The sequence below is a fragment of the Pseudomonas sp. MYb60 genome, from assembly GCF_002979555.1.
Taxonomy (GTDB): Bacteria; Pseudomonadota; Gammaproteobacteria; order Pseudomonadales; family Pseudomonadaceae; genus Aquipseudomonas.
Map to the genome: position 1 here is coordinate 215,367 of NZ_PCOZ01000003.1, position 13,888 is coordinate 229,254.

At 62.5% G+C, this 13,888-nt stretch carries 12 protein-coding genes; 4 read left to right on the forward strand and 8 right to left on the reverse strand.

Annotation, left to right across the window (positions count from 1 at the left end):
- Positions 1-48: 48 nt before the first annotated feature.
- Both CQ041_RS06545 and CQ041_RS06550 read right to left on the reverse strand, forming a co-directional pair.
- Positions 49-1,188 carry a glycerate kinase gene (locus CQ041_RS06545; RefSeq protein WP_105521650.1) on the reverse strand — a complete coding sequence of 380 codons (1,140 nt, stop codon included), beginning with the start codon at positions 1,186-1,188 and terminating at the stop codon, positions 49-51.
- A gap of 91 nt (positions 1,189-1,279) precedes the next feature.
- Positions 1,280-2,386 (reverse strand): sugar diacid recognition domain-containing protein, encoded by a 1,107-nt coding sequence (locus CQ041_RS06550; protein WP_105521651.1) that lies wholly within the window; start codon positions 2,384-2,386, stop codon positions 1,280-1,282.
- A gap of 158 nt (positions 2,387-2,544) precedes the next feature.
- On the opposite strand from CQ041_RS06550, the gene CQ041_RS06555 reads away from it, so the two are divergent.
- Positions 2,545-3,855, forward strand: a complete 1,311-nt coding sequence (locus CQ041_RS06555) for an MFS transporter (protein ID WP_105521652.1) — start codon at positions 2,545-2,547, stop codon at positions 3,853-3,855.
- A gap of 95 nt (positions 3,856-3,950) precedes the next feature.
- On the opposite strand, the gene CQ041_RS06560 is transcribed toward CQ041_RS06555, so the two are convergent.
- Positions 3,951-4,655, reverse strand: a complete 705-nt coding sequence (locus CQ041_RS06560; RefSeq protein ID WP_105521653.1) for an SDR family oxidoreductase — start codon at positions 4,653-4,655, stop codon at positions 3,951-3,953.
- A 101-nt stretch (positions 4,656-4,756) separates the two neighbouring features.
- Here CQ041_RS06560 and CQ041_RS06565 point away from each other — a divergent pair, with 101 nt between their 5' ends.
- The 3 genes from CQ041_RS06565 to rarD all read left to right on the forward strand — a co-directional run bounded on the left by CQ041_RS06565 (position 4,757) and on the right by rarD (position 7,778).
- Positions 4,757-5,659: a LysR family transcriptional regulator gene (locus CQ041_RS06565; RefSeq protein WP_105521654.1), complete on the forward strand. Its 903-nt coding sequence runs from the start codon at positions 4,757-4,759 to the stop codon at positions 5,657-5,659.
- An 82-nt stretch (positions 5,660-5,741) separates the two neighbouring features.
- On the forward strand, positions 5,742-6,752 hold the full coding sequence (locus tag CQ041_RS06570; RefSeq protein ID WP_105521871.1) for an aldo/keto reductase: 1,011 nt from the start codon (positions 5,742-5,744) through the stop codon (positions 6,750-6,752).
- A 144-nt stretch (positions 6,753-6,896) separates the two neighbouring features.
- On the forward strand, positions 6,897-7,778 hold the full coding sequence (gene rarD / locus CQ041_RS06575) for an EamA family transporter RarD (protein WP_105521655.1): 882 nt from the start codon (positions 6,897-6,899) through the stop codon (positions 7,776-7,778).
- Between the two features lie 2 nt (positions 7,779-7,780).
- Here rarD and CQ041_RS06580 read toward each other — a convergent pair whose 3' ends face one another.
- From CQ041_RS06580 to CQ041_RS06600, 5 genes are all read right to left on the reverse strand, one after another.
- Positions 7,781-8,515, reverse strand: coding sequence for a molecular chaperone (locus tag CQ041_RS06580; protein WP_177429360.1), 735 nt, complete (start codon positions 8,513-8,515; stop codon positions 7,781-7,783).
- An 8-nt stretch (positions 8,516-8,523) separates the two neighbouring features.
- Positions 8,524-9,615 (reverse strand): fimbrial protein, encoded by a 1,092-nt coding sequence (locus tag CQ041_RS26150; RefSeq protein WP_163002570.1) that lies wholly within the window; start codon positions 9,613-9,615, stop codon positions 8,524-8,526.
- Positions 9,612-12,200, reverse strand: a complete 2,589-nt coding sequence (locus tag CQ041_RS06590) for a fimbria/pilus outer membrane usher protein (protein WP_256586746.1) — start codon at positions 12,198-12,200, stop codon at positions 9,612-9,614. Before CQ041_RS06590 ends, CQ041_RS26150 begins: the two co-directional genes overlap by 4 nt.
- Positions 12,201-12,304: 104 nt before the next feature.
- Positions 12,305-13,084: a molecular chaperone gene (locus CQ041_RS06595; protein ID WP_105521658.1), complete on the reverse strand. Its 780-nt coding sequence runs from the start codon at positions 13,082-13,084 to the stop codon at positions 12,305-12,307.
- 88 nt (positions 13,085-13,172) lie between these two features.
- Positions 13,173-13,733: a fimbrial protein gene (locus CQ041_RS06600; RefSeq protein WP_105521659.1), complete on the reverse strand. Its 561-nt coding sequence runs from the start codon at positions 13,731-13,733 to the stop codon at positions 13,173-13,175.
- Positions 13,734-13,888 lie beyond the last annotated feature (155 nt).

The following is a 13,888-nucleotide window of genomic DNA, read 5'->3' on the forward strand; positions in this document are numbered from 1 at the left end:
ACTCTCCGTGTCAGAAGGCGCGGATTGTCCCATGTTCGGGGGCAGGCGTCAGCGGCCCACAGCGGTGCACCACACACGCGCAATATCCGCCGCCCGCTCACTGAGCAGGCGCGGGGCCTCGGCGCAGGCTTGCTCCAGGCTCATCGGCCCGGATGGCAAGGCGAACGCAGCATTCACGCCGTGGGCGTACATCTGTTCGTAGCCGTCGCCCAGGGTACCGGCGATGACGATCACCGGCGCGCCGTGGCGTTGGGCGATGCGTGCCACGCCAAAAGGGGTCTTGCCGCGCAATGTCTGGGCGTCGAAACGGCCTTCGCCCGTGATGACCAGGTCGGCGCCGCGGACGGCTGCGTCCAGGCCGACCAGTTCAGCGACCACCTCCACGCCGGCGCGGAACTGCGCGCCCAGGAACGCTTTGGCGGCAAAGCCCAGCCCGCCGGCGGCACCGCTGCCGGGCTCGTCACGCACGTCGTGGGGCAGCACCTTGGCGCAGTGGTCCGCAAAATGGCCCAAGGCAGCGTCCAGTTGTTGCACTTGCCCGGGATTGGCGCCTTTTTGCGGACCGAAAATCGCCGAGGCACCGTGCGGGCCGCACAGCGGGTTGTTCACGTCGGCTGCGATCTCAAAGCGGACCTGGGCCAAGCGTGGGTCAAGGTGTTCAAGATTGATATGGGCCAGTTGCGCCAGGCCCAGGCCGCCGGGCGGCAATGGCTGTTGCGCGGCATCGAGCAGGTGTACGCCGAGGGCTTGCATCGCGCCTGCGCCGCCATCGTTGGTGGCGCTGCCGCCAATGGCCAGGATGATGCGCCGGGCGCCCAGGTCCAGGGCGGCGCGGATCAATTCGCCGGTGCCGAACGTGGTGGTGGTGCAGGCATCACGCTGCCCCGGCGGCACCAATTGCAGGCCACTGGCCTCGGCCATTTCGATAATGGCGGTCTGGCTGTCGGCCAACCAGCCCCAGCGCGCCTCAACGGTCTCCCCCAGCGGGCCCCGGACGTGTTGGCGGCGCAATTCACCGTTGCAGGCGGCGAGCACCGCGTCCACCGTGCCTTCACCCCCGTCGGCCATCGGGCACTGGATCAGCTGTGCATCCGGCCAGACGTCGCGCAACCCGGCCGCGATCGCCTGGGCGACGCCTTCGGCACTCAGGCTGTCCTTGAACGAGTCGGGGGCGATGATGATTTTCATGGGCTTTCTCCGGTTTTTATAACGCCCATGCTGCCAGTTGGCACCCACATTGACGCCGGTCCGATGCACAAGTCGGGCAGAGGTTTGTTGTTCATTTCGACAAACCCTGGGGCAGCAGCTGCACCCCTAGATACAGCGCGAGCATGCCGTCGAGGGTCAACGGGTCGACGCCACTCAGCTCGGCGATGCGCTCCATGCGATAGCGCAGGCTGTTGCGGTGAATCCCAAGGGCGTCGGCACACGCCTGGCTTTGCCCATCGTGCTCGCACCAACTGCGCAGGGTGGCCAGGAGTTGGCCGTTACTGTCCTTGGCCAGCACTTTGCGCAAGGGGTTGAGCAATTCGTCCAGGGCATCGTCATTGCGATGGCGCCAGAGCATCACGGGCAGGCGATAACGGTTGAGGGTGAGCAAGCGTGATTGGGGCAGCACGTCGCGGCCGTAGGCAAGCAAATCGCCCACGCGGCGGTAACACCGGCGCAAGCCACTCAAGCCCTCGGCCTGCCCGCCCACCGCCACGCGCAGAATGTTCCAGCCCAGGCCCTCGAGTTTTTCCAGCAGGCGTGGATTGTCGACCTGCGCCACCGCCGGGCGACACCACAGCAGGGAGAACTGCGCCGAGCTGACGCACCAACTGTCGGGATAGCGACTGGTCAGCCAGGTGCCCAAGGCTTCCGCCGATTGCCCGGCACCCAGCTCGAACAGGTACGGTGTACGTGACAGTTGCGGCTTGAGCCCCAACTGCTGGGCTTCGTCCACCAGGCGTGGCGAGTCGCCGCTGTCGGCAAGCAATAACGCCAGCAGATCATCGCAACGCTGGCGACGCCACTGCTGTTCGGCCTGCTGATGGCGATGGCTGACCAGCATTTCTGCCGTCATGCGCACCAGTTCGGCATAGGTTCTGAGGCGTTCAGGCTCTCCGGTTATGCCCAGCACGCCAATCAAGCGTTGATCATGCAGCAGCGGCAGGTTGATGCCCGGTTGCACGCCTTTGAGGTGCTTGGCGGTCTGGCCGTCGATTTCCACGACGCGCCCATTCGCCAGCACCAACTGCGCGCCTTCGTGGCGAGTGTTGATGCGCTCCGGCTCGCCGCTGCCCAGGATCAACCCCTGACTGTCCATGACATTGACGTTGTAGGGCAGAATTGCCATGGTCCGATCGACAATATCCTGCGCCAGGTCATGATCCAGCTCGAACATGGGGCTAAGTTCCTAGAATGTGGGTTGTTCAGCGGCACAGCGCAAAGGGTGCTTCACTGTGCGCAAGCACAAAGACACAGCCGATGACGTCACCGAGACTGTTTGGGCGATCAACGTTACCCTCGCATCGCGAAAAATCATAATAAAGAGAGACCGCCATGTCACAGAGCGCCACTGCCACGCTGGCCACCGATGACGATAAAAACGCCATCTACAAGCGCATCACCCTGCGCCTGATCCCCTTCATCTTTATCTGCTATCTGTTCAATTACCTCGACCGGGTAAACGTTGGCTTCGCCAAACTGCAGATGCTTGATGCGTTGAAATTCAGTGAAACCGTGTACGGCCTGGGCGCCGGGATTTTCTTCATCGGCTACGTGCTGTGCGGCGTACCGAGCAACCTGGCGTTGACCAAGTTCGGTCCACGACGCTGGATTGCGCTGATGATGATCGTCTGGGGCACCCTGTCCACCTGCCTGCTGTTCGTCACCACACCGACGCACTTCTACACTTTGCGCCTGTTTACCGGGGCTGCCGAGGCGGGCTTCTTCCCTGGCGTCGTGCTGTACCTCTCGCAGTGGTTCCCGACGTTCCGTCGCGGGCGGATCATGGCGCTGTTCATGTCGGCGATTCCGGTTTCTGGCCTGCTCGGCAGCCCGTTCTCCGGTTGGATCCTCAACCATTTCGCCGCCGGCCAGGGTGGCCTCGCAGGTTGGCAGTGGATGTTCCTGTTGCAAGGTATCCCGACCGTAGTGCTCGGTGCCCTCGCCTATTTCCTGCTCAGCGACAGCTTTGCCAACGCCAAGTGGCTCAAGCCCCACGAGCGCGCGGTGCTGGAAGCCGATCAGGCGACCGACCTGGCGAACAAGCCAAAAACCACCACCGACTCGCTTGCCGAAGTGTTCAAGAACCCGGCCATCTGGGCGTTTGGCCTGATCTACTTCTGCATTCAGAGTGGCGTGTACGCGATCAATTTCTGGCTGCCATCGATCATCAAGAACCTGGGTTTCAGCGATAACCTGGTGATTGGTTGGTTGAGTGCGATTCCTTATCTGCTGGCCGCGGTGTTCATGTTGCTGGTAGGTCGCTCCGCGGACTTGCGCAAGGAGCGTCGCTGGCACTTGGTAGTGCCGATGCTGATGGGCGCGATTGGCCTGGTGATTGCGGTGAACTTTGCTACTACGCCAGCCATCGCGATCCTTGGCCTGACCATCGCCACCATGGGCGCCCTCACCGGCCTGCCGATGTTCTGGCCGGTACCCACCGCCATGCTCAGCGCCGGCGCGGCGGCTGGCGGGTTGGCGTTGATCAACTCCATGGGCCAGATGGCCGGTTTCCTCAGCCCGTATATCGTCGGCTTTGTGAAGGATGCCACCGGCTCCACCGACATGGCGCTGTACTTGCTGGCAGCGGTGATTGTCGCCGGCAGCGTGCTGGCCCTGCGCATGACGCGTACTTTAAAGGCCTGACGCAGCCCATGTGGGAGCGGGGTTGCCTGCGATGACGAGGGTGAATTCCCAACCGCTATCGCAGGCAAACCCACTCCCACAGGATTGCCCAGTGTTTACAGCAGGCCGCCGCCGTCGATGTCGATAACACTGCCGGTGATGTAGCCGTTCTCCATGGCCAGCACATAGCCTGCTGCCACTTCTTCCGCCTGCCCTACCCGTCCAACCGGCAATGCACTGCCCGCCTTGGCAAACATCGCCGAACGTTGCTCTTCGGCCAACCCGGCATAGGCCGGCGTATCGATCACGCCCGGGCTGATCACATTGACCCGGCGCGGTGCCAGCTCCTTGGCCAATTGTTTGCCCAGCGCTTCGGTCGCGGCATTGATGCCGATCTTGATGAACTGGCCCGCTGCCAATTTGCGCCCCAATTGCCCGGAGGTCAGGCTGATGCTGCCACGCTCATCGAGGTAAGGCAGGGCCAGTTGGATCGCCCGCAGTGCGCCCCAGAGCTTTACATTGAAATTGTCCTGGGCTTCAACAAGGTCGGTCTCTGCCAAGTGCTTGGCCCGAACCGACGGGCCGGAGGTGTAGACCAGGTGGTCGAAGCGCCCTACGGTTTCGAACAGGCGTTGCAGGGAAGCGGCGTCGGTGACGTCCACCGGTTCACTGCGCAAGCCATTGTCACGGCCCGACGCCAGGCGTCGACCGGCCAGTACCACCTGTGCGCCACGCGCAGTCGCGGCTTGTGCCACGGCCGCGCCGATACCGCTGCTGCCGCCGATCACGATGACGGTTTTACCGCTAAGGGAAGAAGTCATGAGGAAATGCCCTGGCTGAAAAAGTGAGCGATCATCTTCCCAGCTTGGCAATCAGCGAAAAATCCGGGTAAAAGCACAAGATCTTTAAAGGATTTTTATAAATGAGCTCGATCCTCGACCTTGAAGTCTTTGTGCGCACCGCTGACACCGGCAGCTTGTCCGCCGCTGCACGTGGGTTGGGCTTGACCCCGGCGGCGGCGAGCATTGCGCTCAAGCGTCTGGAGACGCGCCTGGGCATACGCTTGCTCGCCCGCTCCACCCGCAGCATGCGCCTCACCGAAGAAGGCCGGCGTTATCTCGACAGCGTGCGCGTGGCGCTGGCGGCGTTGTCCGAGGGCGAGCAAGCGCTGAAGCAGCAGGGCCAAGGCCTCACCGGCTTGTTGCAAGTGGCTGCGCCGTCGGACTTCGGTCGCAACGTGGTGCGCGGCTGGCTGGATGAATTCAAGGGCCTGCACCCCAATATCCGTCTGCAACTGATGCTCAACGACAGCAATGCCGACCTGTTCCGTGACACCGTGGACATCGCCCTGCGTTTTGGCGTACCCCAGGATTCGACCCTGGTGGCATTGCCCATTGCGCCAGACCATTACCGGGTCGCCTGCGCGAGCCCCGACTACCTTGCACGTCACGGTACCCCAGTGGTCCCCCATGATTTGTCCCGGCACAGCGCGCTGCGGTACATGCGCCAGGGCCAGGTGAGCAAGACCTGGCGCTTTAGCCAAGGTACCCAGCAGCAGGACGTCGAGGTGAGTGGGGATTTTCTCAGCGACGACGGTGAAATCGTACGGCGCTGGGCCTTGGCCGGACACGGCGTGGCCTACAAGGCCAGGCTCGACGTGATCGGTGATATCGCCGCCGGCCGACTGGTGCCGCTGTTCGATGGCTGGCAGGGAGAGCCGGCCCCCTTGAACCTGATGTGTCCGCACCGCCTGCAGGTGCCAGAGCGGGTGAAAGTGCTGCACCGATTTCTGCAAGAACGCTGTCGGGCCCTGCTGAGTCCATGAAGAAACACGTGCTGGGCTTGTTCCAGAGCCTTCGAGTCTGGTATTGCATGAGCCCATGTTCAACCGACAGCAGGAGTTTTCCATGATCTACCGCACGTTGGGCCAGTCCGGCTTGAAGGTCAGCGCCTTGACGCTGGGCACCATGATGTTTGGCGAACAGACCAACACCGAGGACTCGCTGCGCATCATCGACAAGGCCTGGGACCAGGGCATCAATTTCATCGACACGGCGGACGTCTACACCGGCGGGCGCTCCGAGGAGATCGTCGGCGAGGCCATCGCCCGCCACCGCCAGGACTGGGTGGTGGCTTCCAAGGTGGCGATCGGCCCTGCCGACGGCGTGCCCAACCGCAGCGGCTTGAGCCGCAAGCGCATCTTCAACGCGATCGATGCCAGCCTCACCCGCCTGGACACCGACTACCTCGACATCTACTACCTGCATCGCGAGGACCACGACACGCCGCTGGACGTCACGGTGTCGGCGATTGGCGACCTGATGCGCCAGGGCAAGATCCGCTACTGGGGCCTGTCCAATTACCGTGGCTGGCGCATTGCCGAGGTGATCCGCGTGGCCGAGCGCCTGGGTGTGGACAAGCCGGTGATCAGCCAGCCGCTGTACAACATCGTCAACCGCCAGGCCGAAATCGAGCAAATCACCGCCGCGACTGCCTACGGCTTGGGCGTAGTGCCTTACAGCCCGCTGGCCCGAGGGGTGCTCAGCGGCAAATATGCGCCGGATATCACCCCGGAGGCCGGCAGCCGCGCCGCGCGCCAGGACAAACGCATCCTGGAAACCGAGTGGCGCGTGGAATCGCTGCGGATCGCCCAACAGATTCAGCAATACACCCAAGGGCGCGGCGTGGGGATGGTCGAGTTTGCGATTGCCTGGGTACTCAACAACGGCGCCGTGAGTTCGGCCATTGTCGGTCCGCGCACCGAAGCGCAGTGGGATGCCTACACGGGCGCACTGGACGTGAAAATCACCGCCGAGGACGAAGCGTTCATCGATTCGCTGGTGACGCCGGGGCATTCGTCGACACCGGGCTTCAATGACGTGGGGCACTTCGTGTCAGGCCGCTTCCCCCGTACCTGAACCTCGCTCACCGCAAACGATCACACCGACGGTGCATGGCCTGGAAAACGTGCGTAAAAATGCCCCAAAACAGCGCAGCACGTTCATGCCAAAAGCACCATAATCAGCGCCTCATTTGCAACAATCGGTTTTGGCGAGGACAGCGTGTCTAAAGGTGTTGTGTTATCGGTCTTGGCCTCGGTGTTGTTTGCCGTGATGTATTACTTCACATCACTGCTGACGCCCTTGAGCGGTCTGGAGATTTTTGGCTGGCGCATGTTGCTGACCGTGCCGTGCATGACGGTGTTCATGATCGTCAGCGGCGAATGGCGACGGGTGTGGGAGTTGCTGCGCATGCTCGCCGGCGACCCGGCGCTGATCGGCGGCGTGGTGCTGTCCTCGGCCCTGCTCGGCGTGCAGTTGTGGTTGTTCATGTGGGCGCCGCTGAACGGGCACAGCCTGGATGTCTCGGTGGGCTACTTCCTGCTGCCGCTGACCATGGTGCTGACCGGGCGCCTGGTCTACGGCGAACGCCTGTCGCGCCTGCAACAGATTGCGGTGGCGTTCGCTGCCCTCGGCGTGTTGAACGAGTTGTACCAGGCGGGCGGGTTTTCCTGGGCGACGCTGGTGGTGATCATCGGCTACCCGGTCTATTTCATCGTGCGCAAATACCTCAAGACCGACAACCTCGGCGGCCTCTGGCTGGACATGACGTTCATGCTGCCGGTGGCCTGGTGGTTTGTGCAAAGTGGCGAACAGGGCTTTGCGGTGATGGACGCCCACCCCAGGCTGTACACCTTGATCCCGCTGTTGGGCCTGATCAGTGCCTCGGCATTGGTGAGCTACATCATTGCCAGTCGACTGTTGGCGTTCAGCGTGTTCGGGTTGCTCAGCTATGTCGAGCCGGTACTGCTGCTGGGCGTGGCGCTGATCCTGGGTGAAGGCATCAAGGGTAGCGAATGGCTGACCTATATTCCGATCTGGCTGGCCGTGATGGTGCTGGTGTACGAGGGCTTCAAGCATCTGGTACGCCAGCGTCGGGTGTGAGTTCAATCGTCGGCAGCCACCGCTGCTTGATGGGATTGGCTGTAGCCGAGGTCATCTAGGGTGGTGAACGTCAGCAGCCGCGGGTCTGACGATCCCGGCCCTGTCCTGGACAACGTCACCCTGGCCGACTCGAACGGCCCAAGCATCGGGGGATCATCGGTACTCAACGCGCCCGCCTGGTCGTGCCAGGTGATGCTGGACAAGGTGACATGGTAGGGGCCGGGGTTGCTGACATGCACCGCCTCGTGCCCGGCCTTGCGCCACTGAAGCTTGCCCGGCGCTTCATTGATCGGTGCTTTAAGCGAGGCGGGCCGCAGGAAAAGCTTGATCCGGGTACGGAAGGCGAACTGAACGTTGCCCACCGCTTCCTGTTTCTCGGCCGATGGCGCGATGCTCAGGACGTTGAGCCAGTACAGCGACTCACGGTCGTTGGGCAACCCCTCTCGACTGTCCGCATCCAGGAACAGCCTTGGCGCTGATCGCTTCCCCGCCTCTATCCGCACGATCGGCGCATTGAACGTGAAGGGAACGTCGGTCAATTCCGGTGATTGCTGGCCATCTCCCTGATCGATCCACAACTGCACCAACCGGGGGCCTTCCGCCTCATTGTGCAAGGTGAGGGTGACTTCTCTGGCGTCCGTTGGGTAGATCACCCGCGTTCGGTCAATCACAATCTCCGCGTGTGCCGACAGCGCGCTGGCGACCAGCAGCAAGCCGGTCCCCAGCGCTTTGGCCATCCCGCGCATCAGCGATAAGCCATGGTGAAAGTTGCGCGCCCTTTGGCGGTCCCCGGCGAGATATCCTGTGCCGTGCGCACGTAGCGGGCGGACAGCGGGATAGTAAACGTGGAATTGCCGTAGGCGCCCACGCGCCATTGGTTGGTGTTGCCCACGGTTGCAGAGTCGGCACCGTAGCGGATCAGTGTGCCGTTGCGCAGCATTTGTATGCCGATGCCTTGAGCGGTCGAATCCGTGGTGAGGGACAGCCGGTCACTGCGGTTGGACGGTGCCGTCTGGTCAGTGAGGGTCATGAACACCTCACGCGTCGTACCTGTGCCGCCGCCACTGCAGGTCATGCTGACATTGCCGGTAACGCTGCCAGCCGTGCTGCCGACCGCACCGAAACGCTCGATTGCTATGTCACCCAAAGGCATATCCAGTGCCCGGGTATTGACGCGACAAGTCGGCCTGGCCGGAAGGTTGACCGTGATCGGGTTGAATATGACGCTGTGATAACCGGGCGATCCGATGTCAGCGTCGGTCACGGTAAACCTGGCCCATTCCGCCCTCGGAAGCGAGCCACCGGTGACTGGCCCGATCGCCACCAGGAACATCCGCCCGTCCAGTCCCCAGATGCCCGGTTTATTGTGGCTGGCGCCATGCAGCGCCACGGGGTTGACGCTGACCGCCCTGAAAGGTTGGTTGGGATCCTTGGCCATCATGGCCATGCCCACGCCCCCTATCGCCGTGTAATAGACCGGCATGCTGACACCGCCATAACTGAAGTTTCGGCCCGTATAGTTCAGGCTGACGGTGTTGATTCGCGACTCGGCATAATATTCAAACGGCCATTCAACGTAGTAGCAACTCATGGCATATCCCGCAGAAGGCCCGAATGCATACCCGCCGGCTGCCCCCACGGCTGTGCCGACAGGATGGCTCGGTGAAACCGTCATCGTCAGCGCTGGCAGAACCGTTGCCGCCGATGGCGTGCACTTTCCCCTGGCGAAGGCATGGGACGAACCCAGCACCGCCAGCAGCGCCAATCCATACGCACCCAAGCGTTTTAGCCCGCGACCGGTCCCTGCCCAACGTTTCACCACACAGATAAATTTCACAGCGTGCTCACTCCCAATTCGGGCGACGATTTCATACATACCCCTTGCAGAAAATCGGTACGGGTCTGGCGTTCACCTGTTTGCCGGGCCGGCAGTTGGTAATGGATACGGCATTGTCCATCCGCCGCTTCACTCCACTTCACCGTCAACGAGCCGCTGTCGGCGACACCCCGTACAAAGGCTTTGCTTGCCTGGCCAACCACGCCGACTTCGCGCCCCAACTCGTCGAACACTTGCGCCGCGAACGGCAGTGGGCCGCCATCTTCGCGCTGGCCCTTGACCACGACCGCACGCCCACTGTTGGTCTCGAACTTGACCAGCGACAACGCACCTACAGTCGGGACGACATTGCGCGTCGACTCCTGCAACTCGACATCCATCGACATGCCTTGCGGATCGATACTCACGGCGTTGCTCTGGAATGCGGTCAGCGATGGCACCACCGCGTACCCGCCACCGTTAAGACGTGTACCGCTGCCGTTGCCAAGCCTTGCGCCCTCGGCGCCCGGCACATGCACCAGGGCAGACGCCTCACCCAGGCTCTGCGCAAAGGTCACGCCGCCCGCATGCGCAACCACGGCTCCGTCGGCGCCGAATGAGCCCTGCGAGCTGTCACGACTTTGCCCATAGCCTGCGCGCAAGCTGGTGGTGTCGGCGCGGTAGCCGGCGTACACGTTGGCCTGGCTGGAGCGGCTGTCCCCGCTGGTGGCGCGGCTGGCCGACACGCCATAGTTGACTTCGGCATGTTCGCCCATCAGTCCGCTCAGGCCCACTTGTTGCTGGCTGCCACGACTGTCACCGGTATCGCGTGAGAACGAGGTGTTGATACTGGGCGAATCAGGCTGTGTGCCAAGGGGCATCGACAGCGTCAGCATGAAACGATTGTCCACCCTGCCCGCCTGCCCCACGGTGCCGAAGAACACGTCGTCGCTGTGTTCGCGGGCAGTCAACTGACGGGTATCCTGGATACGCGAGCGCTGGGCGGAGAGGTTCCAGCTCAAGGTGTTCCAGGTCGAGCCGTAACTGACGGTATAGGACGTTTGTCGGCCTTGTTGCTGTTGCCAGTAATCAACCGAGCTGCCATACAGGCTTAGGGTGCCATCCCCCAGCTTCTGGCTGATGGTCAGGTCGAGCCGGCTTTTTTGTCGGGCGTAGGCGTCGATATTCTGATTGCGCCGGCCCAGGTCACGCACGTTGAGGGCATCGGGCAGGCTCAGGTAACCCTCAGTGGAAAACCGGTAGGCACCCAGGGCAAAGTGGGTACCCGTGAACGGCAAGCTTTTGTTGTAGCCCAGGCCGAAACTGCGCCCCGACATCAGCCCCACATTCTCCACCTGGGCACTCGAACTGCTGCCGTCCAGGGAGAACGCACCCATCGCCGTGCTCATGGCGATGCCGAGCTTGCCCTGGGTGTAATCCGCGGCCACCGAACCGCCGCCATACAGGGTCAGTTCATCTGTCACGCCGTACTGGAGCGTGCCCTGCAACACCGGCTCCTGGTTGTCGACCACGCCTCGTTGCTCGACATGGCCGGCTGTCAGGCTGTATTTGAACCCTTCAGCGCGCAGCAACTGGGGTGCCACCGAGTACGGCACGACAAACGTATTACGGCGTCCGTCGACTTCCGTGACGCTCACCGTCAGGTCACCGCCTTGACCGGTGGCATAGAGGTCTTCGATCACAAAGGGACCGGGCGCGACGGTGGTCTCGTAGATCGTATAGCCGTTCTGGCTGACGGTGACCGTTGCGTTGCTGTCGGCCACGCCCCGCACCTGGGGCGCATAGCCCTGCTGGGATTGCGGCAGCATCCGATCATCGGTGGCCAGGGTAACGCCACGCACCCTGACGCTTTCAAGAATCTGGCCACTGCTGAACGTATCGCCCACGGTCAACTGCGACTTGAGCGGGGCGATGCTGCGCTGCACATCAGTGGCCGTGTTCTGATAGGTCTGCAGGCCCGTCCTGCCGTCCCAGGCTTGTGCGCCCTGATGCCTGAGCCGCCAGGGCCCAAGATTGAGGCCGGCATTGAGCCCCAGGTAGGCGCGGTCCTGCCCCTCACCCGCCGTGATGGTTGAGGTACTGAAGTTGTAGTTGAGCAACCCGGCATCGATACCATCATCCCAATACGCGGGGTCGATGTAGCCCCTGTGGGACTTTTGCATATACACCTGAGGCACGCTGGCGCTCCACTCCAGCGCTCCCGCGTCGAAGCTGCTGCTGGCCAGGGGAATCCAGCGTCCCAGGTCGCCGCAGTACTCACCCGCCAGGGCGGTGTGCTGTGGGCCATCGGCCTCGGCCTTATCCAGGGCAACGCCAAGCTGCTCAAGCATCTCCCGGCTCAGGCACGGCTGGGCGCTGGCGCTGTCGGCGGCCTCCTTGAAAAGCACGTCGCGCCGCCCGATGGGCTGGCCGTTCACCACGATATCCACACGGTAAGTGCCAGGGCTCATCGCATTGCTGGTGCTGAAGCGTGTTGTATCGATGGCGCCAAGGCTGTTGGAAAACGCATTCAGGTCGAAGCTCTGCGTCGACGCCAAGGCGGCTTCATGGGACATCAACGCCGCGCTGATGAGGCTGCCCAGCATCAGTGTTCGCCGGGGGAAAGGTAAAATGGGGGCGTGGCGATGCACCCTGAGTTGGACGTGATTAGGCATGGTCATCCATTCGCTTAGTGCCGGGTGTACGGGAATCAACGGTGCAGCGAGGTGCGCTGCATGGCAGAGAACCCGCCAAAATCGTTGATATACGTAAAGTCGACCTGCGCATCAGGGGGCACGGTGCGCAAGGGCGTGCGTACAGGCAGGCGCAGGGTTTTCCCCGGCTCGACCATACCGATGTCTACGGCCACCTTGCGTGCCCCCATGACCAGCGCGACATCGTTGAAGGTCACGTGATAAGCGGATGGGTTGTGCACCACCAGGGCCGTTTCTTTAGCGCTGTGATCGAGCTGCCAGCGCAATTGTTCATGCGCCTCTGCCGGCGCTCCGGGCAGATCCGTCGGGCGGAAGAACACTTTGGTACGAATCCGGAAGGCGAAGCGCAACTGGTTACGCTCCCCCTCCTCGAGCGCGGGGTCGAACTCGTTGGCCGCCGGGGGCACTTCGAGCACGTTGAGCCAGAACACCGACTCGCGGTCCGAGGGCAGCGGTTGCCGGGTGTACGACAAGCGCATGGTCTGGCTCTTGCCCGGGTCCAGTCGAAAAACCGGCGGCGACAGCGTGAACGGGACATCGCTGTGCTCAGGGCCCTGCTCCTGAGCACCACTGTCCAGCCAGGCCTGGACAAGCCGCGGCGCAAGCGTGTCGTCATTGGTCAGGCGCACGGTGATCTCGCGACGCTGCTCCGGGTAGATCTGGCGCGTGCCGTCAATGATCACGCCAGCGCTGAGTGCCTGAGAAACCAGAGCGGCTGCCATGCACAGCGCGGCGCCAGTCACCCTATGAATCCAGGAGGTTGGGAAGTTCGGCATTGCACGTTCCTTGATGGAGGTCAGTGCCCCACCCGGCTAGCCGGACGGGGCGCTTGCAGCAAGCGGGATTGAGTTCAATCCGCTCCAATCAAGGGAACGTAACGGTGTACTGCACGCTGGTGTTGACCAGGCCTTGGCCGGCTGCACCACCGGTAGCGATGTAGCGCGCGTAGAACGGCATCGATGCGGTGCCGCCAGTGACGGTTGCCATCGTCGACGCCTGGCCCAGGCGCAGGTCCATCGGACTGTTGATGGCGCCATCGACGATTTGCACTTCGACTTTGGATGCCGGTGTAGCGGTCGCCGTGTTTTTCAGGTTACCGGTGGCAGGGTTGATCGCCGGGCTGGTCGCTTCATACAGAACAGCGACTTTGGTGCCCTCAGGGCACGTGGCGCCAACTACGTGGATGAAATAGCGTTTGTCGCCCGCCGTGGCGCCCGCGGACGAAAGCGCAGAGGCTTGGACACGATCCAGGGCTACTGGAAAGTTTGCGCCCGAACCCGGTGCGGCGCCGGTACCACCGCTGATGGTGCAGGTGCTGCCGGTGATCGAACCGGAGATGCTGATGGTGCCGTCGGCGGCGAAAGCCGAACTGGCGCCCAATCCACAAATGGCCAGCAACGCAAACGCCAGTGTTTGTTTTTTCATGTAACGCTTCCTATGAGGGTGTTTGACAAGATGTCTAAGTGGCGAAGGAGTATTCACATTCCGCCACTCTCCCTGTGTGATAGGTGCGCCAGGAACCGTTCCAGAGATCGTAGGAAGCACTTGTTACCAATTCGGACGCAATAAAAAGCCCGGTT

Coding starts and splice junctions, on each gene's coding strand:
- CQ041_RS06595 (WP_105521658.1), bottom strand. CDS start 13,084: ATGCCGAACTTCCCAACCTCCTGGATTCATAGGGTGACTGGCGCCGCG.
- CQ041_RS06570 (WP_105521871.1), top strand. CDS start 5,742: ATGATCTACCGCACGTTGGGCCAGTCCGGCTTGAAGGTCAGCGCCTTG.
- CQ041_RS06590 (WP_256586746.1), bottom strand. CDS start 12,200: ATGCTGGGCAGCCTCATCAGCGCGGCGTTGATGTCCCATGAAGCCGCC.
- CQ041_RS06550 (WP_105521651.1), bottom strand. CDS start 2,386: ATGTTCGAGCTGGATCATGACCTGGCGCAGGATATTGTCGATCGGACC.
- CQ041_RS06565 (WP_105521654.1), top strand. CDS start 4,757: ATGAGCTCGATCCTCGACCTTGAAGTCTTTGTGCGCACCGCTGACACC.
- CQ041_RS06555 (WP_105521652.1), top strand. CDS start 2,545: ATGTCACAGAGCGCCACTGCCACGCTGGCCACCGATGACGATAAAAAC.
- CQ041_RS06600 (WP_105521659.1), bottom strand. CDS start 13,733: ATGAAAAAACAAACACTGGCGTTTGCGTTGCTGGCCATTTGTGGATTG.
- CQ041_RS06545 (WP_105521650.1), bottom strand. CDS start 1,188: ATGAAAATCATCATCGCCCCCGACTCGTTCAAGGACAGCCTGAGTGCC.
- CQ041_RS06560 (WP_105521653.1), bottom strand. CDS start 4,655: ATGACTTCTTCCCTTAGCGGTAAAACCGTCATCGTGATCGGCGGCAGC.
- CQ041_RS06580 (WP_177429360.1), bottom strand. CDS start 8,515: ATGGCCAAAGCGCTGGGGACCGGCTTGCTGCTGGTCGCCAGCGCGCTG.